This window comes from Faecalimonas umbilicata (assembly GCF_042846195.1).
Classification (GTDB): domain Bacteria; phylum Bacillota; class Clostridia; order Lachnospirales; family Lachnospiraceae; genus Faecalimonas; species Faecalimonas umbilicata.
The window spans coordinates 2780817-2807091 of record NZ_AP031411.1 but is presented as its reverse complement, the minus strand read 5'-3'; the positions used below and the strand labels follow the sequence as shown (position 1 = coordinate 2807091).

20 protein-coding genes are annotated in these 26275 nt (G+C 39.8%); 18 read left to right on the top strand and 2 right to left on the bottom strand.

What is annotated here, in order from left to right; genetic code table 11:
- Positions 1-28 precede the first annotated feature (28 nt).
- The 11 genes from ACGG81_RS13470 (at position 29) to ACGG81_RS13420 (ending at position 12360) form a co-directional block, all read left to right on the top strand.
- On the top strand, positions 29-1600 hold the full coding sequence (locus ACGG81_RS13470; protein ID WP_117500558.1) for a helix-turn-helix domain-containing protein: 1572 nt from the start codon (positions 29-31) through the stop codon (positions 1598-1600).
- An 84-nt stretch (positions 1601-1684) separates the two neighbouring features.
- The gene (locus tag ACGG81_RS13465; protein ID WP_349160550.1) at positions 1685-3202 is read left to right on the top strand and encodes an ABC transporter substrate-binding protein; all 1518 of its coding nucleotides are present in this window, start codon (positions 1685-1687) and stop codon (positions 3200-3202) included.
- A 19-nt stretch (positions 3203-3221) separates the two neighbouring features.
- On the top strand, positions 3222-4151 hold the full coding sequence (locus ACGG81_RS13460) for a sugar ABC transporter permease (protein ID WP_117500560.1): 930 nt from the start codon (positions 3222-3224) through the stop codon (positions 4149-4151).
- 12 nt (positions 4152-4163) lie between these two features.
- Entirely contained in the window at positions 4164-5048 is an 885-nt protein-coding gene (locus ACGG81_RS13455) for a carbohydrate ABC transporter permease (protein WP_117500561.1), read from the top strand.
- A gap of 145 nt (positions 5049-5193) precedes the next feature.
- Positions 5194-6048, top strand: a complete 855-nt coding sequence (locus ACGG81_RS13450) for a Nif3-like dinuclear metal center hexameric protein (protein WP_390108823.1) — start codon at positions 5194-5196, stop codon at positions 6046-6048.
- Between the two features lie 20 nt (positions 6049-6068).
- On the top strand, positions 6069-6896 hold the full coding sequence (locus ACGG81_RS13445; RefSeq protein ID WP_117500563.1) for an alpha/beta hydrolase family protein: 828 nt from the start codon (positions 6069-6071) through the stop codon (positions 6894-6896).
- Between the two features lie 27 nt (positions 6897-6923).
- Positions 6924-7733: an alpha/beta hydrolase gene (locus ACGG81_RS13440; protein ID WP_390108820.1), complete on the top strand. Its 810-nt coding sequence runs from the start codon at positions 6924-6926 to the stop codon at positions 7731-7733.
- 25 nt (positions 7734-7758) lie between these two features.
- Entirely contained in the window at positions 7759-8691 is a 933-nt protein-coding gene (locus ACGG81_RS13435; protein WP_390108817.1) for an adenylylsulfate kinase, read from the top strand.
- Between the two features lie 15 nt (positions 8692-8706).
- Positions 8707-10464, top strand: coding sequence for an alpha-amylase family glycosyl hydrolase (locus ACGG81_RS13430; protein WP_349160553.1), 1758 nt, complete (start codon positions 8707-8709; stop codon positions 10462-10464).
- 100 nt (positions 10465-10564) lie between these two features.
- Entirely contained in the window at positions 10565-11566 is a 1002-nt protein-coding gene (locus ACGG81_RS13425) for an alpha/beta hydrolase-fold protein (RefSeq protein WP_158547673.1), read from the top strand.
- A gap of 32 nt (positions 11567-11598) precedes the next feature.
- On the top strand, positions 11599-12360 hold the full coding sequence (locus ACGG81_RS13420; RefSeq protein WP_349160554.1) for an MBL fold metallo-hydrolase: 762 nt from the start codon (positions 11599-11601) through the stop codon (positions 12358-12360).
- Between the two features lie 126 nt (positions 12361-12486).
- Here ACGG81_RS13420 and ACGG81_RS13415 read toward each other — a convergent pair whose 3' ends face one another.
- Together ACGG81_RS13415 and ACGG81_RS13410 are read right to left on the bottom strand one after the other, a co-directional pair.
- Complete coding sequence (locus tag ACGG81_RS13415) at positions 12487-14229, bottom strand: ABC transporter ATP-binding protein (protein ID WP_320619027.1); 1743 nt, start codon at positions 14227-14229, stop codon at positions 12487-12489.
- 1 nt (position 14230) lies between these two features.
- A complete protein-coding gene (locus ACGG81_RS13410; RefSeq protein ID WP_390108812.1) occupies positions 14231-15955 on the bottom strand; it encodes an ABC transporter ATP-binding protein in 1725 nt (574 codons plus the stop codon).
- A gap of 316 nt (positions 15956-16271) precedes the next feature.
- Here ACGG81_RS13410 and ACGG81_RS13405 point away from each other — a divergent pair, with 316 nt between their 5' ends.
- The 7 genes from ACGG81_RS13405 to ACGG81_RS13375 all read left to right on the top strand — a co-directional run bounded on the left by ACGG81_RS13405 (position 16272) and on the right by ACGG81_RS13375 (position 26273).
- Entirely contained in the window at positions 16272-16727 is a 456-nt protein-coding gene (locus ACGG81_RS13405) for a DUF1653 domain-containing protein (protein ID WP_009263488.1), read from the top strand.
- 862 nt (positions 16728-17589) lie between these two features.
- Entirely contained in the window at positions 17590-18591 is a 1002-nt protein-coding gene (locus ACGG81_RS13400; protein ID WP_390108809.1) for a Fic family protein, read from the top strand.
- 97 nt (positions 18592-18688) lie between these two features.
- A complete protein-coding gene (gene ade, locus ACGG81_RS13395; protein WP_117577515.1) occupies positions 18689-20422 on the top strand; it encodes an adenine deaminase in 1734 nt (577 codons plus the stop codon).
- A 238-nt stretch (positions 20423-20660) separates the two neighbouring features.
- Entirely contained in the window at positions 20661-22385 is a 1725-nt protein-coding gene (locus ACGG81_RS13390) for an LCP family protein (RefSeq protein ID WP_039861696.1), read from the top strand.
- A 23-nt stretch (positions 22386-22408) separates the two neighbouring features.
- Entirely contained in the window at positions 22409-24367 is a 1959-nt protein-coding gene (locus tag ACGG81_RS13385; RefSeq protein WP_278887768.1) for a nucleoside-diphosphate sugar epimerase/dehydratase, read from the top strand.
- Between the two features lie 2 nt (positions 24368-24369).
- Positions 24370-25581 (top strand): DegT/DnrJ/EryC1/StrS family aminotransferase, encoded by a 1212-nt coding sequence (locus ACGG81_RS13380; protein ID WP_008977250.1) that lies wholly within the window; start codon positions 24370-24372, stop codon positions 25579-25581.
- A complete protein-coding gene (locus ACGG81_RS13375; RefSeq protein WP_390108805.1) occupies positions 25575-26273 on the top strand; it encodes a sugar transferase in 699 nt (232 codons plus the stop codon). Before ACGG81_RS13380 ends, ACGG81_RS13375 begins: the two co-directional genes overlap by 7 nt.
- Positions 26274-26275: the final 2 nt, after the last annotated feature.

Genomic DNA, 26275 nt, shown 5'->3' with positions numbered 1-26275 from the left:
GATAAAAGTACGAAAGGAATGACGAAAAATGCAGGCTTTGATTGTTGATGATGATATTGCAACAGTGGATGTAGTAGAAAATTCAATAGACTGGAAGAGTCTGGGAGTTACAGAGATATTTACAGCTTATAATATCAGTCGTGCGAAGGAAATTCTTTCTGAACGGAATGTTGATATTATTATAAGTGATATTGAAATGCCAAAGGGTTCGGGAATTGATTTGCTGGAATGGATCAGGGAAAATGAAATTCCAGGAGAGTTTTTATTTTTAACTTGTTATGAAAAATTTGATTATGCTGCAAAAGCATTGAAAAATCATGCGTCAGAGTATTTATTAAAACCTTTTGATATCAATGTTATGGAGGTGGCGCTTAAAAAGATTGTCCTGAAGATTAAGGAAAGACAGCAATTAATTGCTGAGAGTGAATATGGGAAATGGGCAAAACGCAATTCGAGACAAATGAAGCTTGCATTTTGGAATCAAATGATTTCCGGGCATTTGACAGGAAGGGGAGCTGCAGAATCTATTGCAGAAAAGCAGCTAAATATTGATGCAGGCGCCAGTTATCGACTGGTGATTTCCAAAATTGCCAGACCAGATCAGGAGAAGATGAATCAGGGATTAATGTTGTTTATTATAGAGAATATTCATTCCGAAATATTATGTGGGAATCCAGAAAATGAATGTATACTTTCCTATCCGGAAGGGGACTGTTATGTGATTACAACAATATATAAGGTACATGCCTCATATGATGTAAACAGACAGTGTAGGGAGCTTCGAAGGGACATTCAAAATATGTTTGGTACAGAGATTACAATCTGTATCAGCCGGGAAATCGTTTTGGAACAATTGTATGAAACTTATAAAAAGAATAAGAAAATTCTTGAGGAAAACGTAGGATATTGTGGAATGATATTTCACGAAGAAGATGTGAGGGAAAGAAAGATGTTGCAAAATCTTTTTAATCCTGAGCAGATAGAAAGTTTGCTGGAAACGAAACAAAAGATGAGATTTTTAAGTTACTTGAAAAGTTGCATTTCTGATGGGGACTGTGGAAGAAAACTTAAGGCAGAAGAATTGAAAAGGGGAAAAGAAGAAATCCTCCAGGCGATTTATGCTTATTTTGGCAAAAAAGGGATACGGACGACACCCCTTTTTTCTAATGAGGATCTAAGGGAACTGGAGAAAAATACCTCTCGATCTGCAGCGGATCTCATGCGCTGGGCCAGTTTTTTAATGGACTGTGTGATTGAATATGAGGAGGAAGTGAAACGACAGTATACTCTGAGTGAACAGATTGACCGTTATATCATAGAACATTATCACGAGGATATTGGCAGAAATGAAGTTGCACGGCAATTTCATCTTTCGGCAGAGTATATAGCGAAAATTTACAAGCAGGAAACGGGGAAATCTTTAAAAGACTTTATTACGGAATGTAGAATTAATGAGGCAAAGAAGCTTCTGGAGAGAGGGAATAGAGTCAGTGAAGTAGCCACAACAGTCGGATTCGATAATTTCACTTATTTTTCGACTGTATTTAAAAAGATGACGGGAATGACTCCAAATGAATATAGAAGAATCTCTTGTTTTTGAAAGGAAGACTCTTTGTTTTAAAAGAAATGGGAAAAACATTCTGCTAAAGTAAGAGTATCAGAAGAAACAAGGAGGTAAAAGGTTATGAAAAACAAAAAAGTTCTGGTATGTTTACTGACAGCAGCCATGACATTGGGGCTTACAGCTTGTGGTGGGGAATCAAAATCGCAATCTAAAAAGGAGAAAAATGAAGGATATGATCAAGTAACATATGCTTATGCGACCTTCAATAATATTCCGGCGGAGGAAGATCTTGATACTGTTGAAGAAGCAATCAATGAGATTACAAGAAAGAAGATTCATACAGAGGTAACATTGATGCCAATCGCGATTGCTGATTATTCTAATAAAGTCAGTCTTGCGCTTCAGGGTGGAGAAAAAATTGACGTTTATCAGTCGATGGGAGATTTTAATAATTATGTATCGACAGATATGGCTTATGATATTACTGATTTACTGAAAGAAGAAGGAGAGGGAATTGTTGACACGGTAGGAGAGGACTGGCTGGCGGCCTGTTCGAAAGAGGGACACACTTATGGCGTTCCGACGATGAAACCAGTTGCTTTGACACCAATGGTAATTTATCGTGAGGACATTGCAGAAGAAATGGGAATTGATATGTCAGCAGTTTCTTCCATGGAAGACATGACAGATATATTAAAGAAAGTAAAAGAGTCGTATCCGAATATGACACCGGTAGCACCAGTACAAACAGGAGAGATTGGGGTTTCAGTTAATTATGGTGAAATTGACTTTCTGACAGATGACAGATACTCCCCGGTAGGTGTTCTTGAAGGAGATCAGTTAGAAGTCGAAGATCTGTATTCTTCTGATGTGTTCCGTGAAAAATGCGAGTTAGTCAGAGGATGGTATGAAGATGGGCTGGTGATGAAAGATGCAGCGACAACAACAAGTATGGCTGCAGAATTGATGAGCTCCGGAAATTATTTCTGCTATATTGCTGCATATAGTTATCCAGAAGAGGATACAGCGGCTTCTTTACAGCAACAATGTGGTACATATCCAATCGGGGCAAAGATTATTGGTGATGCATATCTTTCAACTGCAGATTTGAATGGGTTGAGCTGGATGATTGCTTCTACGACAGACGTGCCGGAAGCAGCGATGAAATTTCTTGACCTTACATATACAGATAAAGATGTGATTAATCTGTTGATTTATGGTATTGAAGGCAGAGACTACGTAATGAATGATGATGGAACAGTTTCTTATCCGGAAGGTGAGGATGCATCTACTGTGCCATATACAGCTCAGTTAAGCTGTGGAACATTGGGAAATTTCTTCCTCATGCATCCAATGGAAGGAACAAACCCGGATTCCCTTGAATGGGAAAAGGAGCAGAACGAGACTGCAAAGACGTCTCCTGCGATGGGATTTACTTTTGATTCCGACAGTGTGAAGACACAGTATACAGCAGTGAAGAATGTAATTTCACAGTATTTGCCGGGACTGATCTGTGGAAGTCTTGATCCGGATACAGAGGTTGATAAATTTGTACAGGCATTAAATGATGCGGGGTACCAGGAAATTTTGAAGGCAAAACAAGAACAGCTGGATACATGGGCAGAAGGTCAAAAATAAAGGGAGTTGAGGAGGCAGTATGAAAAAAATAGTTACAGCCAGAAAGAAAAAGCGATTTAAGAACCTGCCTTTATTACTTATTGCACTGCCGGGAATTTTGTACCTGATTATCAATAATTATATCCCGATGTTTGGCGTATTTCTTGCTTTTAAAGATTACAGTCTAATGAAGGGAATTTTTGGCAGTGATTGGTGCGGTTTTGAGAATTTTGAATTTTTATTTAAAACAAAAGATGCATGGATTATGACCAGAAATACACTTGCATATAATTTGACATTTATCGTGATCGGAACAATTGTAGCAATCGCTATTGCGATTATGATGTGTGAACTGGGAAAGAAAAGAAGGGTGAAATTTTTTCAGGCTACACTTCTTTTGCCAAATCTTCTTTCCTGGGTGGTCATTGGATTTGTAGCATATGCATTTTTGAATGCGGATACAGGATTTATCAACAATACGATTCTTGCAGGAATGGGGGTTAATCCGGTTTCATGGTATTCTTATGCAGGTGCATGGCCGGTGATTTTAGTAATTGTAAATCTTTGGAAAAACATGGGATACCAGTCTATTGTCTATATGGCGAGCATTTCAGGTATTGATAAATCAATTTATGAAGCGGCAGCTATTGACGGTGCGACAAAACTGAAGCAGATTTTCTACGTGACATTGCCGATGTTAAAGCCGACTGTGATTACATTGACATTGATGTCCATAGGGCGAATCTTTTATTCAGATTTTGGACTGTTCTATCAGGTACCACAGAATTCAGGGGCACTTTTCAATGTGACGCAGACGATTGATACTTATGTGTACCGTGGCCTTATGGAACTAAATGATGTAGGAATGTCCGCGGCAGCAGGCTTATATCAGTCACTGGTAGGATTTGTGCTTGTACTGATTGCAAATGCAATCGTTCGTAAAGTAGATTCAGATAATGCATTATTCTAGGAGGAAAAGGAAATGACAGAAAGTAAAAGTTTTAATCGGGTATCGACGGTAATCCTTACAGCTCTTGTCATAGTGGTGATTCTTCCGATCCTTCTGATTGTAATCGCATCTTTCTCGGCAGAGGATGTATTGATACGAGATGGATATACTTACTTTCCGGCTGAGTGGAGTCTGGATTCTTACTACTATATGATAAAACAAGGAGTTGTGATATTAAGATCTTATGGAATATCATTTCTTGTAACGATAGGCGGCACAGCGATAAGTGTACTTATTACGACGATGCTGGCATATCCAATGGCAAGAAAATCCTTTCGGGGAAGAAATGTATTGGCATTTTTTGTATTTTTTACGATGCTATTTAATGGGGGAATCGTGCCTTCGTATATTATGTGGACACAGATTTTTCATATTAAGGATACAGTATGGGCGTTAATGATTCCGAATTATTTGGTAACAGCATTTAATGTAATTCTGGTAAGAAATTATTATCAAAACAGTGTTCCTGATTCGCTGATTGAAGCGGCGCAGCTTGATGGGGCATCCGAACTAAAAATTTTTTATAAGGTTATGCTACCACTTTCTAAGCCGGCAGTAGCAACAATCGGTCTTTTTACGGGAATTACTTATTGGAATGACTGGACGAATGGATTGTATTATATCAATAATGAAAAGCTGTATAGTATTCAGCAGCTCTTGATGAAGATTATGGATAATATTCAGGCATTGAGGTCGAATTCCACCGCATCGCTTCTTGGAACCGGAGCTGTGGAACTGCCAGGTACATCGATTCGTATGGCGATGGCAGTGATCGGAATTCTTCCAATTTTACTTATCTATCCGTTTGTACAGAAATACCTTGTAAAAGGCGTTGTAGTAGGGGCCGTCAAAGGATAGGGAATGAAATGATATAGTATGATACGGAAATGAGATACCCGGGGTACCAGGAAAGTGTGAAAGCCTAAGTTCTGGGACTCCGGGATTTTATTTATATGAAAAAAATACAGAAAAGGTAAAGTGTCGGGAAAAGGAGAACTGGAAAATGAAAATAAGAGAAGTGATTGAAAAAATTCTGGAATATCATCCAAAATTTCCAGAAGAATATGATGGATGCGATGGATATAAATCAGGAGATCCTGAAGTAGAATGTACCGGGATTGTATGTGCGCTTGTTCCGACGGTAGAGGTGATTAGAAAGACAGCGAAATTAGGTTGTAACCTACTTTATGTGCATGAGCCATCGTACTATTCTACTCCGGATTATCCAGATTGGAGAGCTGGATTTGAAAATAAAATTTATGAGGAGAAGCGGAATCTGCTAGAAGAGAATGGAATTGTTATATGGAGAGACCACGATCATTCACATGCCCATAAACCAGACAGCATTTTTACAGGGGTAATAAAATACCTTGGATGGCAAGATAATCAAACCGGAGAAGATGGTATGGCAAAGATTTTTGAATTTTCGGATATGACAGTGGAGAAAATGAATAAAATGCTCAAAGAAAAACTTTTGTTAAATGGAATACGTTATATAGGGAAAGCAGAGGATCAAATAACAAAGGTTGCACTTGTAGGACATTTATTGCCTAATATTTTTGAACATCAGGCGACGACGGGAAATAATTATTGTTCGGAATATGCAACAGAGGTAATCCGTCTTATGGAGGAGCAAGGTGTAGATGCAATTATCCCAGGAGAAGTGATTGACTGGACTGTTATGTCCTATATCAGAGATGCTGTACAACTTGGAAAAGCAAAAGCAGCATTTAATATCGGTCATTTTAATATGGAAGAACTGGGAATGAAATATGCTGTGGATTGGATTTTAGAACTTTTGGATAATGAAATACCAGTACATTATGTTCCAAGTGAAGATATATATCAGTTTGCATAAAAAGAAAGAGGAAGAAAGATATGTCTGTTTTACAAATTAATAAATATTCTATAGCACTGAGTAGGTTAATTACGTTTCATGTAATTTTGCCGGATGATGCAATACCAATGATGATTGAAGGAAATAAAAATTATGAGAGAAAACCTAAAACACTGTATCTTCTTCATGGGTTTTCAGGGAACACAACGGATTGGTTATATGGTAGTCGGATTCAAGAATTGGCGATGCAGTATAATCTAGCTGTTGTACTTCCGTCTGGAGAAAATAGCTTTTATCTGAATGGAAAAGGAACTGGACGTGCATATGAGACGTTTGTAGGAGTGGAACTGCCAGATTATTGTACAAAGACATTTGGTTTTTCAGATAAACCGGAAGACAATTTCATTGGAGGCCTTTCTATGGGAGGATTTGGGGCGATTCATACAGCTTTGAAATATCCTAAGAGATTTGGAAAGATGTTTGGTCTTTCGTCTGCAATGATTCAATATGATATTGCTGGGATGAAGCCGGGAGAGAAAAATGAGATTGCAGACTATGATTATTATCTGCAAGTATTTGGTAATCTTGAACATTTGGATACAAGTGAAAATAATCCAGATTATCTGATTCGAGAGAAGAAAAAAAGAGGAGAAAAGATACAGCCGGTTTTTATGGCTTGTGGAACCGAAGATTTTATTTTAAAAAACAATCGAGTATTCAGAGATTTTTTAAACAGTCAGAACGTGGATCTTACATATTATGAAAGTGAGGGAATTCATGACTGGAAGTTTTGGAATCAGTATCTTGAGCCAGCAATTTGTTGGGGACTTGAAGAGAAAGTAGAAGAAAAAGAAGATGAGAACTATTAGACTGCATAAATACTAGGAGGATAACAGATGGCTTTTATACAGATGGAATATAAATCGGAAGCATTGTTGCGGGGGACTTCAATAAAGGTAATTCTTCCTACAGATGGTATGTCCGGAAAGTGGGAGCCTCCATTTCAAACAGTTTATTTTTTGCCGGGATATAGTACAACAGCAATGGAACTAATTACCTACTTAAATTTAAGAAAGCAAGCGGAATTAAAAGGAATTGCGATTGTTCTTCCGGATGGAGAAAATTTATTTTATCAGGATCTTCCACAAAGGATGACATTTTACAGTACTTATGTAGGAAAAGAACTGGTAGAAGTGACACGCAAATTGTTTCCGCTTTCCCATAGAAGAGAAGATACCTATATTGCGGGTATTTCTATGGGAGGGTATGGCGCACTCTATAATGGGATGAGATACAGGCATACTTTTTCAAAAGTAGCCGCTATCTCTCCGGCATCGGATCCATGTGTTTTAATGTCAGGTGAGAATGTGGAAGCGTATGGCTTTTCATGGAAACAATTTGAGGGAATTTTCGGAAGTAGAAAGATGTTTTATGGAAGTGAATGGGATATGGAGAACATGTGGACAAAATTGTCTTTGGAAAATCGTCCGGAACTTTTTCTGTGTTGTGGGACAGAGGACAGAGCGGTAGGGAATGCTGTGGAAAAGTTTGAAAATGTATTAAAAAAAGCTGGAGTTTCTCATGTATACAAGGAAGGACATGGAGATCATGAAATCTATTATTGGGAACAAATGATGGATTCAGTATTTTCTTTTCTGGCTGGAATAGAGGAAAAGACAAAAGATAAATTAGTGATCCCAGACTAATGGAATAAGGGAAGGAGATGGAAAAATGAACTTATTAGAAATAAAATATAACTGGAAAGCGCCAGTTGTTTCAGGAGACATCCCTCATGGCGATATGCCGGGAGATAAGATTGAAATTCGTGAAGAACATATTCAGAAAGCAACAAAGATTTTTCCGGAATTATTAGAACAGCTTTTACCTGTTTTTGAAGCAGAAGAGTCTCCTAGAGCGGTGATTACCGTATGCGGTGGATCAGGAGTGGGAAAATCAGAGATTGCATCTTTGTTGTCCTGGTATTTTACGCAGGCGGGAATAGGAAGTTATACGTTGTCAGGAGATAATTATCCGCATCGGATTCCACAGTATAATGATGCAGAAAGGTTGCGGATTTTTAGAGAAAAAGGATTGCGTGCAATGACGGTGAAGAATCTTCTGGATCCGGAGCGGATGGAACAGATCCGAAAGTGGCAGAAAGAGGGAACCGATGCAGATTCTGCACATGGAGAAATATATAACTGGTATCAGACATATTTGCGGGGAGGACGTGAAGGATTGGCAGAATACCTCGGTACTTCACGAGAAATTGATTTTCAGGAAGTGGAAGAGATTGTACGTCAGTTTAAGACGGGTTCTCAGAATATCTGGCTTAGACGTATGGGAAGAACAGACACGGATCTTTGGTATGAGAAAAAGGATTTTTCCAATGTACAGGTATTGATCATAGAATGGACACATGGAAACAGCGGGTGTTATCAAGGGGTGGATATTCCGATTTTGCTGAATAGTACACCGCAGGAAACGCTGGAGCACAGAAGAACAAGAAACAGGGATAGTGCTGTGGACAGTCCGTTTACTATGATGGTACTGGAGTTGGAGCAGGAGTTGCTAAAAAGACAGGCATATAAAGCGAAAATGATTGTTTCAAAGAAAGGCGAACTGCTGACTTATGAGGAATATGAAAAGCAAATGGGAAAATAATGCAGGTGGTAGAATATGGGAACGGGAAAAAGAAGAGTAAAAGTTGATAATGGACCGATGTTGAATGCATATCCAGACAGCATAGGAGGGACTTTGGCGGATATTGTAGAATTTTTAGAAAACCCGGAACGAAACAGAGCATTTACATCCTTTTATATTTTACCTAGTCTATTTCATACGGATTTAGACCGGGGATTTTCTGTAATTGATTATCAACTGGATGAGATGCTCGCATCAGAACAGGATTTGGAAAAACTGAGAAAACTTGGTATTCAACTAAAACTGGATTTTATATTAAATCATGCTTCAGTTTTGTCAGAACAGTTTCAGGACATTTTGAAAAAGGGGGAGCAATCAGAATACCGGGATTTTTTTATTGATTGGAATCAATTTTGGGATGGGTATGGAACGATGACAGAGGAAGGATATATTCAGCCGGATTCCGAATGGATCAAGGGTATGTTTTTTAGGAAGCCAGGATTACCAATTTTAATGGTTCGTTTTCCTAATGGGAAGGAGGTTCCCTATTGGAATACCTTTTATCAAGAAGTAAAGTATCCACCGATCGACGCACAAGATATTATGGATGCTGCGGGAGTTCAGTTTAGAACGGCAAAATATGTTGCAGAGTCAATCAATGAAAAAACAGCATCCGGCAAAAGTCTAAAATCTGTTTTATCCGAAATAGCAGATGGAGTAAATGTAGAAGAGAAGCAAGTTGTTCGTGCTATTAAAAAGCTGAGTAAAGAACAGGCAAAGGCAATCATTGATATGGCAGAATCCAGACGAAGGTATCTAGGACAGATGGATTTAAATATAAAATCTCCGCTTGTATGGGAATTTTATGAAGAGACTCTGAAAAAACTTGCTGATTATGGTGCGGGAATTGTGAGGCTGGATGCTTTTGCATATGCTCCTAAAAAGCCAGGTGAGAAAAACTTTTTGAATGAACCGGGAACGTGGGAACTTCTGGAGAAAGTCAGAGAACTTGCAGATAAATTTGGATTGGAACTTTTACCGGAGATTCATGCAAGCTATGCAGATGGTATTTATGAAAAGATTGCAGAGAAAGGATACATGACATATGATTTTTTTCTTCCGGGGTTAATCATTGACGCATTGGAAAGCGCAAATGGGGATTATCTGAAAAAATGGGCAGAGGAATTGATGGGAAAAAGGATCCGGACTGTAAATATGTTGGGGTGTCATGATGGGATTCCACTTTTAGATTTGAAGGGATTACTTTCAGAAGAGAGGATTCAAAGTCTTATTGATACGATTGTGTCAAGGGGGGGATATGTGAAGGATTTACATGGACAGAAGAGCATATATTATCAGGTAAATGCTACTTATTACAGTGCTTTGGGAGAAGATGAAAGAAAGATGCTTATGGCGCGGGCAATTCAGCTTTTTATGCCGGGAAAACCACAGATATGGTATTTAGATCTTTTTGCCGGGAAAAATGATTATGAGGCAGTACGGCGTGCAGGGGTTGGCGGACATAAGGAGATTAACAGAACGAATTTAACAAAGGAATATGTAGAGAAACATTTTTTAGATAAAGTGGTACAGCAACAGCTCAAATTACTAAGGTTTCGGACAGAATTTCCGGCATTCTCTTATGATAGTAGCCTTATAGTTGAGGCGTGGAAGCATGAAATTCATTTTATGTGGAAAAAGGAGAACTATACAGCTGAGCTTTATGCAGATTTGCAAAAAATGACGTATCATATCATAGGTAAGATAAATGGAGAGATAACAAATGAACTATAATCTTTCAGAGCAGGCGCTGGCTTTTAATGAGGTGCTTCCGTGGGCGGGGCAGATTCCCGCCTGGGAAGTACAGGAGGATGGAAAAGTAGTTATTAAAATTATGGCTCCGCAAGCGGAGAGTGTAACTTTTTTAGTTGGTGATAAAGAATATCTCTGTGTGGAGAATGAAAATGGTGTATGGGAAGGAACATTTCCTTATCGAACGGGACACCATTATGTTCAAGTAAAAATAAATGGAATGGAGATACTTTCTCCATTGTTTCCGATAGGATATGGGTATAGCCGTCCATATAATTACATAGAACTTCCACAAGATGATTTTTATCAATTAAAAAATGTGCCGCATGGGAGTGTCAGAAATGAATATTTTTATTCCAAGGTAACGGAAGAGTGGGAAAGATGTATTGTATATACACCGGCAGAATATGAAGAAAATTGTGATAAAATTTTTCCTGTATTATATCTTCAACATGGTCATGGTGAAAATGAGATAAGTTGGACTACCGCAGGGAAGGTAAATTTTATTTTGGACAATTTGATTGCAGAGAAAAAAGCTGTTCCGTTTGTGGTAGTGATGTGTAATGGAATGGTGCAAAGAGTAAACCAGAAGAAAAAAAGAATTGTAGATTTTAAATTATTGGAACAAGAGTTAGTGCAAGAATGTATACCTTTTGTGGAAAGCAAGTTTCGAATTGGAAAGAAAAAGGAAATGCGAGCGATGGCAGGGTTGTCTATGGGATCTCTTCAGACAAGTATTGTTGGTTTTCATCATCCTGAAATTTTTTCTGCTTTGGGAATATTTAGCGGTTTTGTCACAGATATAATACAGGGTACTGAGTTGGATATGGTAGAACGACCATTAAGTGATAATGAACATTTGAAAATATTTGAGAATGCGCATAAATTTGGAGAACTATTTCCGATATTTTTTAGATCTATGGGGGATGAAGACCCATTTTGGGAATATTTTGTTCGTGATGATAAAATTTTGGAACAAAAAGGGATACCTCAGATCCGTAAGATCTATAAAGGGGCTCATGACTGGAACGTTTGGAGACAGAGCCTTCGAGATTTTGCACAGATGATATTTAGAGAACAATAAAAGGATTAGTAGTAAAGGTCAAGAGGAATACAATGGATTATCAGATATTTCAATTAGATGAACATTCGTGGATGATACAGGAAGGTCAGGGAACATCGGCGGTATATATGTATCTTTTAGAAGGCGAAAAGACAGCTGCTCTTATTGACACAGGGATGGGAATGATTCCATTGGGGGAAATAACTCAGTCCCTAACAGATAAGCCGATAGTTGGTATTTTAACACATGGACATTTTGATCATATTGGAGGATCAGCATTTTTTACACATGTTTATTTACAGAAAAATGAAAAAAATGTATATGAGTATCATGGTGATAAAAAGTTTCGGTCAGGAATAATAGGAGCGGAAGTTCAAGAGGTAAAGAAGGAAATCTGTTTTATGGAGGAAGGAGATGTTTTTGATCTGGGAAATAGAACATTGGAAATCATCGAGACACCAGGACATTCACCAGGTTCGGTGAGTATATTGGATCGAGAACATAGGTGGCTCTTTACAGGAGATACTTGCTGTCAAGCAGATGTTTTGTTGCAGATTGAATATAGTCAGTCACCGGAAGTCTATTTAAAGTCTATAAATAAACTGATTGAACGAGAATCACAGTATGATAAAACATGGCCGGGACATCATAAATGGCCAGTTGAAAAGGAGATTATTTATCAATTTTATGAAGCTACTAAGAAGATTGTAGATGGTACATTATGTGGGATTGATAGTCCTAAAAATGGAGAGGAAGTGAAAGTGTTCCCATATAAAGATATTCGAATTGTATATAAATCTAAGTATAATGTGTGATAGAGAGATTATACTTTTTATAACAGTTACAAATTGATAACGAGAACGGGCGGAAAATTTCCGCCCATTCTTCTTCATAAAATCTAGTGACTAGTTACTCCTTTTCGTTTATAGCCATAGTTTCTTTTATTCAAACTGGCTAAAATACAGATTTGCATATTTCCCCTGTTTTTTTATTAATTCTTCATGAGTACCGACCTCTTTGATATCACCGTCCTCCATATAAAGGATCATATCTGCATCGCGGATAGTAGAAAGACGATGTGCAATTACAAAACTTGTTCTTCCTTTCATCAATTCTGCCATTGCTCGTTGAATTAACAGTTCCGTATGTGTATCAACATTACTTGTCGCCTCATCTAAAATCATAATTTCAGGATCAGAAGCCAGGGCTCTTGCAATTGTAAGCAATTGTCTCTCGCCCTGAGAAAGATTTTCTGCGCCTTTGCTTAGCATCATTTCATATCCGCCAGGCAATGTCTTGATAAAATTATGGGCACAGGCTGATTTTGCTGATGCAACAATCCTTTCCATAGGCATATCATCCTCGGCATATCCAATATTATCACGAATCGTGCCTTCGAAAAGCCAGGTGTCCTGTAATACCATTCCAAAACGATTTCTCAGTTCCTCGCGAGTCATGTCAGATGTTTTGACACCATCAACTAGGATGGAACCGGAATTTACCTCATAAAATCGCATTAACAGATTGATCAAGGTTGTTTTCCCTGCACCGGTTGGACCGACAATGGCAACTTTCTGTCCAGGAAGTACATTTAAATGAATACGCTTCATCAAAAGGTGATCTGGGGAATACCCAAAACTAACATTTTCAAAAGATACAGATCCTTTGTTGGATTTCGGAACGATACAGTTTTCTTTATCTGCTATATCTTCCTCTGCATCTAATAATGCGAATATTCTATTTCCCGCAGCATTTGCAGCGCTAAAGCTACCAACCATTCCTGCAATAGTAGAAAATGGTTCTGCAAAACGCCAAGTATATTCTAACATTGCCTGAACGTTACCAACGGTAATTTTCCCTACAATTGCCCAAAGACAGCCGATTGCTGCACACAATACATATCCTAAATCGTTGACCAATGTTGTGATTGGTGAGATCGCACCTGCAGTTGTTTCTGCTTTTTGGGAACTGATCTTTAATTTTTCATTTAATTTTGAGAAGTGATTTTTTGCTCGTTCTTGATAATTAAAAGTTTGTACGACATCTTGTCCATTATATATTTCTTCGATATATCCATTTAGTTCTCCTAATAGTCCTTGCTGTTGCTGATAATACTTTTCGCTTGCTTTCATAACTCCGGCTGCACTGAAAAGCGAAAGGGGAACCATTACAATCGGAATGATCGATAACGTAGGACTGATGGCAATCATCATTAGTAAAACACCGATGGCAGTAGTGACCTGAGTAACAATAGAAGTTAAATTCTGACTAAGTGTGTTGTTGATGGTATCTACGTCATTGGTAATGATGCTCAGAATATCACCATGGGTATGAGTATCGTAATAATTCAATTTGATTCTGTGCATTTTTTCGTCGATCTCCCGGCGAAGTGTTTGCATCACTTTAGCCGTAATTTTAGACATTATGAAACCTTGTAAAAAAGTAAATAGTTGTGATATGAAATATAAAGCAACTAAACTTACTAATAGGGAGAGAATGGTGTTCCAGTAAAATACACCATCTGTAACACTTGCAAATAAGGTGGTTGTCACTTTTCCAATCAAAAATGGAGCAAGAACCATAAATCCTGTGCTGATGATAGCTGATAGGATTACGAAAAGAAGTTTCAGGCGGTGCTCTTTTAGATAAGAGAATAATCTTTGAAAAGTTTTAAAGTTCCCCATATTATAAATTCTCCTTTCCTAATTGGATTTCGGCAATTTCTCTATATAAAGAACAGCTTTCTAATAATTCTTTGTGTGTGCCATTGCCTATAATCCTTCCATCATCAATCACTAGAATACGATCTGCATTCAAGATCGAACTGATGCGTTGCGCTACAATAATCATAGTGGCATCGCCAATACTTTCTTTCAGGTTTTGACGTAATTGACGATCTGTTTTCATATCTAAAGCTGAAAAACTATCATCAAAAACATAAATTTCCGGTTTCTTCATAATAGCACGGGCGATCGCCATTCGCTGGCGCTGACCACCGGACAAATTCGTTCCGCCCTGAGCGATTGGATCGAAAAATCCGGATTGCTTCTTTTCGATAAATTCATTTGCACAGGCTATTTTTGCTGCTTCTCTCCAATCTTTTTCATTTCCATTTTCATTTCCGAAGTTTAAGTTCTCTGCGATATTTCCAGAAAATAATTTGTTTTTCTGTGGTACATATCCAATCAAAGAACGCAGATCCTTTAAGGAATAATCTTTGATATTTACGCCATCAATCAAGATTTCCCCAAACAATGGATCATATAATCTTGGGATCAACTTTACAATGCTGGACTTTCCTCTTCCTGTACCGCCGATAATTGCAGTAATTTCACCAGGATTTGAAATAAAGTTGATATCTTTTAAAACTGGCTCATCTGCTCCCGGATAAGCAAATGTCACATTGCGGAATTCCACAGTGGAGCGCAAAGGTCTTTTTTCCAAAGAAAAGGAACCATCTACAATTGTGCTTTTGGTGTTCAATACTTCGGCAATGCGTTTGGCGCAGGCATAACTGGTAGGAAACATCATGATCACCATGGATAACATCATCACCGAAGTGAGAACCATACTAATGTATTGACTGTTGGCTACTAAAGAACCGACTTCCATGGCACCTAGTTCAACATAATAGGATCCGACTCCGAGCACTGCAGCAGTTGTGACACCGAAAATAACACTGATTGCCGGCATTAATATGCTTGTAATTCTTCCGGCGGTCATTGCGGTCATAGCATAATCTTCGTTAGAATTTTCAAATCGTTCGCATTCTGTTTTTTGTTTGTTAAAAGCTCTGATGACACGCACGCCTTCTAAAGTTTCTAAAAATAAATGATTGATATGGTCGAGCTTGCGGCGCAGGCGTATCGAATAACGAGATGCAAAGATCATAATGATCGTCAGTACAATCAATAGAACAGGAATCGCAAATAGAAGTACGAAACTAACTTTTCCTCCTGTAGATGCTGAGAAAATCAATCCTGCAATTGCCATCATAGGAGCGAGAAGTCCTACGCGGAGCAACAATGTCAAAAAGTTTTGAACATTTGTGATGTCGGATGTGCTTCGGGTGATTAAGCTGGCTGTGCCAAATTGATCTAAGTCAGCTGCTGAAAAGCTTTGAACAGTAGAGAAAACTTTGTCTCGCAGCTGTGCGGCAAAACTGGTGGAAATACCGGAGGCAATTTTTACGGATCCAAAGCTGATAAGACAAGAAAAGACGGCAACCCCGGCCATAATTGCAGCGAACATCCAAATGGTTCTGTTTTCTCCTGTGACCACTCCTAAGCTAATCATTTTTGATAGTAATGCGGGTAATAGCATTTGACCAAAAGCGGATAGTAGTATCAGAAAAAACAGCGCTACCAGTTGTTTGCTTTTGAATTTTACATGTTTTAAAATCGTTTTCATCTCAATTTCATTCTCCTTTCATAGTTCGATATTTTTTAAATCTGTATTTTTACTTTGTATCACACGAGGTAATATTCAACAGAATCTTTGTTGAATGGATTCTATGATCAACATGGCACATTGTAAAATGTACAGTAACTGTACAGTCAAGAGGGGAATTGTAAAAAATTAAAAATAGAAGTAGAATCAAAATAGTGTCTTGTATCAGGCAGGGAATAATGGCATAATACTAGCATAAATACGATATATAAACCGGATGACAAGGTTGTCTGTTTCTATACTGCGAGCGCAGTCAGAATTAATGAAAGGAAAAAGGATGAGCAGAGTAAGGATTATTAAGAAAAACGATGAATATACTTCGGAATATCAAGTTGGAGACATTTTTCAGATCACCGGGACATGGTATGGCGGGGTTCACATTGTAGGAAAATCAGGAATCCCGGTTTCGCTGGATCGGGAAGAATATATGGAACTCGATACAGAACCGGAGCCGGAAGAGGAGGAAACTGTGCGGAGGGATATCAGAGAGGGGGATCTTGTACAGCACTTTAAGCGGGAATGGGTATCAGAGCATACAGCAGAATATCTGTATAAGGTACTTGCGTTTGCCCAGCACACAGAGACGGGAGAGAAGCTGGTGATCTATCAGGCGATGTATCCGCCTTTTAAGATCTGCGCAAGACCCTATGGGATGTTTATGAGTGAGGTGGACCGGGAAAAATATCCCGAGGTGAAACAGAAGTATCGATTCGAAAAGGTAGAATTTAAGTAAAAAACAATGCAATAAAATGCGATATAAGAGGTTTTGATAAGGATAGGCATATAAATCTTACCTGAAACGATAAAATTGCTTATATCGCAAAATACGGCGTTTGACAGCGTGATAAAAATATACTTGGCAAAAAACATAGAAAATACGCCTTGGCAGAAAGAAACTCTTTGAAAAGAAAGTGGGAAAACTTTTTTGAAAGAAGAGAGAGTCTTTGCCGGGCGTTTTTTTGCGAAAATTTCGCACAGACATTATACAGGCATTATACAGATATTATTTTAAAGGCGCAGGCACTATCTGAAAGTCGATTTAAAAACCTGCCTGATCTGAAAGAAAACTCGTATTGCCGCTTTGCAAAATGGTCTGAAATTTGTTGCACAATGTTGCTGCTGAATTTGAAACGTCTATGAAGGTATAAAAGTAATCTGCTAAAAAGTATGTATGATGCAAATGGCATGTGACAGGTTTCTTTAGCCTTAGACAGATGAGGTGAAGTGTGGTATGATAAGTGCGTAAGATGAGGTGCTTTTTTGCTTTCTTAAAAAGTTAATGAAAGTAATAGGTTAGATTTTCTCACCATTGAAAAGAAGTAGAAAAGATGGAAATACCAATGATTACAGCGGTTTACATAGATGAATGAAAAGTGTTTGAAACAAAATACAGGAATACGATACCTGTTATTTTTTGTGCTAAATCAACTTAAAACATGCAAGATAAATAGAAACAATAAGTAACATTACATCTATGTTTATGAGAAAAATCAGAATTAGAAAAACAGAAAAAGCGCATATTATATTACAAAAAGAAAACTTAAAAACATGTAAGATAATGCGTAAGAAAAGATGTAAGATAAAGGAGAGATTTTATGGGAAATTACAATCCGCCATATGAAATTACAGATAAAATAGTAATGCTGGTGGCATCGATTGCGGAGAAATCCGGAAGGATTATGGAATATTATAAAGTAGGGATGTCGGGAACAAACCGGGAAAGAAGAATTCGTGCAATCCACGCTTCTTTAAGGATGGAAGGGAATCAGCTTTCGGTTCCGGAGATCAAGGAGATTGTAGAGGGTCGGTCGGTATCGGTGAGTGAAAGAGTGATCCGGGAAGTTCAGAACATGTACGCGGTTTATGAATACATGCAGGAAGTGGAGACTTATAGTATTGCGGACTTTAAGAAGGCTCACGGAATTCTGACGAAGGATATTGCAAGCGAATCCGGAGAATTTCGCCAGACGGAAAAAGGTGTGTTTAATCACAATCAGTTTTTTATGGCACCGCCGGCGAGGTTTATTGAGGGGCAGATGCAGGAGCTTTTTGCATGGGTGGAAAGTCAGAGGGAAAAAATCCATCCGCTGATTCTGTCTTCCATCTTCCATTATGAAGTCCTGTTTCTTCACCCATTTACGGACGGTAACAGCAGACTGGCACAGTTGTGGCAGACAGCGATTTTGGCAAAGTGGAGACCTTTCTTTTCCTATCTTCCGTTGGAAACCCAGATGGAGAGGGTGCAGGGAGGATATTATGAGGCGATTTCTATCTGCCAGATGGAGAGAACCATTACGGGTTTTATTGAGTTTATGTTGGAACAGATTGAGATTGCACTGGATGAGATCAAAAAGGAACCGAAGGAACCGGTGGAAAGTCTTTCAAAATATGTAAAGAAACTCCTGGAAGCGATGGAAGAAGATATTCCTTATACAGCGAATGAAATTTTAGAGTTGCTTCACTTGAAATCCAAAGATGCTCTGAGAAAAAATTATCTGAATCCGGCGCTTGAGAGTGGGCAGATCCAAATGACGATCCCGAATGCGCCGAAGAGTAAAAATCAGAGATATGTAAAAAGTAGTTGTGAAAAGAAATAACCGTTATCTGCCAACGGTTGAGGGTGAAATAAGGATATGCTATAATTTACGCAGAGGCATGCAAAAAACAGCAAAATAGATAGAAAAGGAAGAAAACATGGACAAGCAAGAATTGAAAAAATTGATTGATACAGCAGCAGGAAGGATTCCGGCGGATCTTGTGATCAAAAACTGTAAAGTGGTAAATGTATTTTCGGGAGAAATTATCAGCGGAGACATTGCAGTCAGTGGGTCTAAGATTGCGGGAATTGGAGAATATGAAGGGCGAGAGGTTGTGGATGCAGAAGGCTCTTATGCGGTTCCGGGTCTGATTGACAGTCATATTCACATTGAATCTTCTTATGTTACACCGGAGGAGATCGGGCGGCTTTTAGTACCTCATGGAACGACAACAATCATTGCGGACCCACATGAGATTGTAAACGTCTGTGGGATCCGAGGGCTGGATTATATGATGGAGGCGGCGGAGAGGACTGCATTGGATATTCAGTATGTGGTTCCGTCTTGTGTTCCGGCGACGCCATTTGAGCATGCAGGCGCTGTGATCGGTGCAGCAGAGATGGAGGAGCCAATTCAGAGAGAGGGGATCCTGGGGCTTGGAGAATTTATGAATTTTCCGGGAGTCATTGGGGCAGACGATAGTGTCCTTGAGAAACTGCTTGTAGCAAAGCGGGCCGGAAAGGTGATCGATGGACATGGACCTGGAATCAGTGGCAAGGAGCTGAATGCTTATGCGGCGGCAAGGATTCTTGCAGATCATGAATGCTCTACGGTGGAAGAGATGGATGACAGACTGGCAAGAGGGATGTACATTTTACTCAGACAGGGCTCTGCATGTCATAATCTGAGGACGCTTCTTCGCGGGGTAACAGGGCAGAACAGCAGACGATGTCTGCTATGCTCGGATGACCGCCAGCCAAAGACAATTCTGCAAGAGGGACATCTGGACAATCATTTGCGGATCTGTCGCGAAGAGGGAATAGATGCGATTACGGCAATCCGTATGGCAACATTAAATGCCGCAGAATGCTTTGGGCTGCGTGAAAAGGGAGCGATTGCACCTGGCTATCAGGCGGATATTGTTCTGATGAAGGATCTGGAACAATTTGAGACAGAAAAAGTGTGGATTGGCGGGAAACTGACCGCAGAAGACGGCAGATATCTTCCGGAGACATCGTATGCAGATATTGCGCCAGTCAGAGGAAGTGTGATCGTCAAAGATTTTTCGAAAGAGAAATTAAAAATGCACTTGAAGTCGGACCGGGTAAATGTCATTGAGATACAGCCGGGTGGTGTTGTCACAAAGAAGACAGTTGAGGAGATCAAAGTAGATGAAAACGGAGAATTTATCCGGGATCCTCAAAAAGATCTCGTGAAGATTGCGGTTGTGGAGAGACATCAGGGAACCGGAAACGTCGCATGTGGTTTCTTAAAAGGATACGGGATCAAAGAAGGAGCGGTGGCGCTTTCTGTGGCCCACGATTCCCATAACATTATTGCAGTCGGTGTCAGTGATGAGGAGATTACATTTGCGGTAGAAAGTCTGATCAAACAGGAAGGCGGCATTGTCCTTGTAAAAGAAGGCAAAATCATCGAAGAAATGCCTATGCCGATCGCAGGACTGATGAGTGACAGAAGTGGGGAATGGGTGGACCAGAAACTGACAGAGATTCATGAGAAAGCTTATGCAGAACTTGGAATCTGTGGGGAAGTCGAGCCGGTCATGACACTTTGCTTTATGTCACTTGCAGTGATCCCGGAGCTCAAACTGACAGATATGGGATTGTTTGATGTGACAACATTCCAGTTTATTTCGGTAGAGGCAGAATAGAGAAGTCTGAGAGTTTAAGACCGAAAAGAAGACCACTTTTTTTGAAAAATGAAAGGCAGGTACAAGGTCTGAGCTTTTTGGAAAGAATTTGAAGTTTACTATAGTTTATGCTATACTCATTTGGATATGGGGTTAGATAGAAACCCTCATAGGATAGCAATAGATTACACGATATTAGATGTGTTAGAAGAAAACAGAGTGATGATGAAAAAAGGAAATTTGGAAGAAAGGATGGATTATGGGAAAAAGAGAAATGCCCGCAAAAGAGCATAGAACACAAAGAAGGCCTCAGGATAGCAGGAAATCTCAAGATAACAGAAGACCTCGGGACAGCAGGCGGATGCAAGATAGTAGAAAACCACAGGGAAATAGAAGACCGGAAAAAAGCCGGGAGGAGCTGGAGGAAGTTTACTATAATCCGGCAAAATCCATGGCAGGAGATAGAAGAGGATCAGGAACTAACAAAAAATCATCGGGAAACCGGAAAGAAACTGTAAGAAAAGGTAAGAAAAAGGATGTGCTTGGCTTGATTCTGGCAGGACTGCAGGGACTGGTCTCAGTAGTATTTATGGTCATGTTATTTATTCTGGATATGCTGCCGATAGAATATCTCGGAATCATTGCTGTGATATTACTGCTTCTTTTTGGAATTACGCTAGCAACCCAGCTCCGGAAGAAGGGAAGGCATATCGGAGGAAAGATCTTTAGCTTTTTCATTATGATTCTACTGTTATTTGCGACATATTATATAGGAAAGGCAAATGGAGCACTGGGTAAAATCTCAGGTGGTTCTTATAAAGTAGATAATATGGTAGTTGCAGTGCTGGCAGACGACGGAGCAGACAAGATTGAAGATGCGGCATCGTATACCTTTGGTGTTCAGTATGCGATGAGTGGAGACGATGTCCGATCAGCAGTTGCAGATATCAATGAAAAGCTGGGAACAGAGATCCAGACCGTGGAGTATCGAAGTTTAAGTGAGCAGGCGCAGGCACTGCACGATGGACAGGTACAGGCGATTATTTATAATGAAGGATATACCGGAATTCTGGAAGAAGCATTTGAAAATTATTCAAAGAACGTGAAGGTCATTTATCAGCACAGTATCAAAAAAGAACTGGACAATACAGCAGCTCAGGTAGAGGTGAAGAAAGATACTTTCAGTGTATTTATCAGTGGAATTGATGTGTTTGGACCAATTGAGACAAACAGTCGAAGCGATGTGAATATTGTTGCGACAATCAATCCGACGACACATCAGATCCTTTTGACGACAACACCGCGTGATTACTATGTGGAGATACCGGGAATCAGTGGTGGACAGAAAGATAAGCTTACACATGCAGGAATCTACGGAGTAGATGCTTCCATGAGAACGTTATCGCAGCTTTATGATACAGAGATTCCGTTCTATGCGCGTGTAAACTTTACGTCCCTGATCGAGATCGTAGATCAGCTTGGCGGGGTTGACGTAGAGTCCGAGTTTGCATTTACAACCAGTGAAGATTCTGGACTTGTCATGGATGTTGCTCAGGGAACAAACCATTTTAACGGGCAGCAGGCGCTGGCATTTTCGCGGGAAAGACAGAATATCGAAGGCGGAGACAATCAGAGGGGAAAAAATCAGCAGGCAGTGATCACAGGTCTGATCAAAAAGATGATTTCACCGGCGATGCTGGTCAATGCCAACGGTATTATCAACAGTGTCAGTGGAAATGTAGAGACGAATATGTCTCAGGATCAGATTCAGGATTTGATCAAAGATCAGCTCGCCCAGGGAAAAGCATGGAATATTTATTCTGTGGCTGCTGCAGGAACAGGAGATGAGCAGGTCTGCTTCTCTTATGGCGGAGGAGCACTTTATGTGATGCAGCCGGATCAGGCATCGGTTGATACGATTCGATCACTGATCGACCGTGTAGAAAATGGGGAGACATTGGAAGGCTCCGAGATTGCACAATAGAGAAAAGAGTGAGATAAGGGCAAATGAGAGAGTTTTTAAAAAAATGGGATTTATCGGCAATCTACCAGATTGCATTAGTGATTTTAGATGTATGTTTTATTAACCTGTGTTCCGTTGCGGCATTGCTTGTCCGCTTCGAACTGTCAGCAGTTCCGGTGGAATATTGGGAGTCGGTTCGAAGTATGATGATTCCCAATACGATCGTGACAATCGGGATTTTTACCGTATGCAGGCTTTATCGAAGTCTTTGGAGATTTGCAAGTGCGAAAGAGCTCCTCTATATTGGAGAGGCATGTATAGGTTCCTTTCTTTTTAATGCGGCAGCCTATTTTCTGACTTACAAAGAAATCTACAGAAGTTACTTTGTGATTTACACTATTGGTCTGTTCTTATGCACTTGTATTGGCAGATTTTCCTATCGATTTGTCAGAATGATCTATCGAAGCAGTGTTCATAGTGAGAACGTGCGGCGCACGATGATCGTCGGTGCGGGAGAGGCGTGCAATGTTGTGATGAAGGAACTTGAAATGAGTAAACAGCTCGATGCAAAGATTTGCTGTATCATCGATGACGATCCGAGAAAAGCCGGAACTTATATCCACGGTGTAAAAGTAGTGGGTGGCAGAGATAAAATTCTGGAAAATGTAGAAAAATATAAGATTAATGAGATTATTTTGGCAATGCCAAGTGCCAAAAAGAAAGAGATCCAGGCGATTCTTGGAATTTGTAAGAATACCGATGCAGATTTGAAGATTCTTCCTGGGGTATATCAGCTTGTGAATGGGGATGTCAGCGTTCAGAAGCTTCGCAATGTGGAGATTGAAGACTTGCTTGGCAGAGAACCGATCGATATCAAGACAGAGACCATAGGAAGATATGTGTATGATAAAGTTGTCCTTGTCACTGGAGGAGGCGGAAGCATCGGAAGTGAGCTGTGCCGTCAGATTGCAGCAAATGGAGTAAAGAGACTGATCATTTTTGATATCTATGAAAATAATGCATACGATATCCAACAGGAACTGAAGCATAAATATCCGGATCTGGATTTGGTTGTTTTGATTGGTTCCGTGCGAAACAGTAGAAAAATCAACAGTGTTTTTGCAAAATACAGACCGGATATTGTCTATCATGCAGCTGCGCATAAGCATGTACCGCTGATGGAAGACAGTCCGAACGAGGCGATTAAAAACAATGTATTTGGAACATATAAGACTGCACTTGCGGCAGATATGTACGGAGTTGAGAAGTTTGTTCTGATCTCTACAGATAAGGCAGTCAATCCGACCAACATCATGGGAGCTTCTAAAAGGATGTGTGAGATGATCATACAGACCTTCAGCCACAGATGCAAGACGGAATATGTGGCAGTACGTTTTGGAAACGTGCTTGGAAGCAATGGAAGTGTCATCCCGCTTTTCAAAAAGCAGATTGCAGCAGGCGGACCGGTAACGATTACGCACCCGGATATTATCAGATATTTCATGACAATTCCGGAGGCGGTATCTCTTGTGCTCCAGGCCGGAGCAAGTGCAAAGGGAGGAGAGATCTTTGTACTGGATATGGGAGAGCCGGTGAAAATTCTGGATCTGGCAAAAAATCTGATTCGTTTATCCGGATACACGGTAGGAGAAGATATTGAGATTAAATTTACAGGACTTAGACCTGGAGAAAAGCTTTATGAAGAATTATTGATGAGCGAGGAAGGTCTGCAAAGTACTGCGAATGAGTTGATTCATATTGGAAAACCGATTGATTTTGATGAAGATCAATTTCTGAAAGACCTGGAAGACTTGTACCGGGCAGCTTACGCAGAAGAAGAGGGAATGAAAGAGATTGTCCACAAAATCGTTCCAACCTATCATATCAGACAGGAAGATGTGGAGAGAGACAGGAAGATTGCGAGTGAATTGATGAAAGATTTTTCAGATACGCGCTCAACACTTCCGAGTGAATTTTTAAACAGAGAACATGGAGAGAGGTAAGTATGAGAGTAGAATTTTCGCCCCCGGATATTACAGAGGAAGAAATTGCAGAGGTGATCGATACTTTAAAAAGTGGATGGATTACAACAGGACCGAAGACAAAAAAGTTTGAGCAGGAAATCGCACAGTTTTGTGGAACGACTAAAGCGGCATGTTTAAGTTCTGCAACAACCTGTATGGAGATGACATTGCGGGCGATGGGAATTGGACCGGGAGATGAGGTGATCACCTCAGCATATACATTTACAGCGACCTGTAGCGTCATCTGCCATGTGGGGGCAACCCCTGTGCTGGTAGATACGATGCCGGATTCCATCGATATGGATCCGGAGAAAGTACGGGAAGCTATCACAGAGAAGACGAAGGCAATTCTTACGATTGATCTTGCAGGGATTATTTATCCGTATTATGACAGACTGTTTGAAATTGTAGAAGAGAAGAAAGGATTGTTTCAGCCGTCATCCGAAAGACAGGAGAAGCTGGGAAGGATCTTGATTCTTGCAGATGCGGCACATGCTTTCGGCGCAGAGCGTGAAGGGAAAAAGTGTGGACAGATTGCAGATATTACCTGTTTTTCATTTCATGCAGTGAAAAACCTTACAACTGCGGAGGGAGGCGCTGTGACATGGAAGTCTTTGACGCCTGAAGAGGATGAAGCGTTATACAAAGAGTATATGTTGCTGACATTGCATGGGCAATCAAAAGATGCTTTGGCGAAGATGAAAGCAGGGGGATGGGAATACGACATTGTTGCACCGTACTATAAAGCGAATATGACAGATATTACGGCGTCTATCGGACTTGCGCAGATGAAGCGTTATGCGAAAATATTACAGAGAAGAAGGCAGTTGATCGAGAGATACGATGAGGCTTTTCGTCCATATCAAGTGCAGGTGCTTAACCATTATGGAGAAGGAAGCCAGTCAAATGGACATCTGTATCTTGTGCGGCTGAATGGCAAACAGAGGGAAGAATGTAATCAGATCATCCAGGAACTGGCAAAAGCAGAAATTGCGGCAAATGTACATTACAAACCACTTCCGCTTTTGACCGCATACAAAAATATGGGATTTGCCATCGAGGATTTTCCAAATGCTTACAGAATGTACGAAAATGAAATTTCACTTCCGCTGCATTCTTGTCTGACAGATGAACAGCAGCAACATGTAATAGATACTTTTCAGAGGTTATTGAGGGAACACGGATTATGCTAAAGAGTTGGTCGGAATTACCAGAAAAGATGAGAAATGATGAGGTAAAGAAATATTATAAAATTTTGAGCAAGAAAAAGTCTGCCCTGCGCATCAAGCGCATAGCAGATGTGTTTCTTGCTTTTATTTTTATGATTTTATTGTCCCCAGTCATGATTTTTATTGCATGTTGGATCAAAATAGACAGCAAAGGACCGGTATTCTACCGTCAGGAAAGAATCACCAGTTATGGCAAACCATATCGTATTTTTAAGTTTCGTACAATGGTGACAGGAGCCGATAAAAAAGGACCTCTTGTCACGGAAAAGAGTGACAGCAGAATCACAAAGGTCGGACAGAAACTGCGCAAACTGCGCTTGGATGAGCTTCCACAGTTGTTTAACATTTTGACAGGGGATATGACTTTTGTAGGGACAAGACCGGAAGTGAAAAAATATGTGGACTGCTATACGGATGAGATGCAGGCGACGCTTCTTCTTCCGGCAGGAATCACATCGAATACGAGTATTGAATATAAAGATGAAGATGAAATCATGGATGCCTATCGGGCAAAAGGAATCACAGATGTAGATGAGATTTATCTCAACTATATTCTTCCGGAAAAGATGAAATACAATTTGAAGTACATAGAGACATTTGGATTTTTCAGTGATATGAAGATTATGCTGCGGACAGCAATGGCAGTAATAAAATAAAG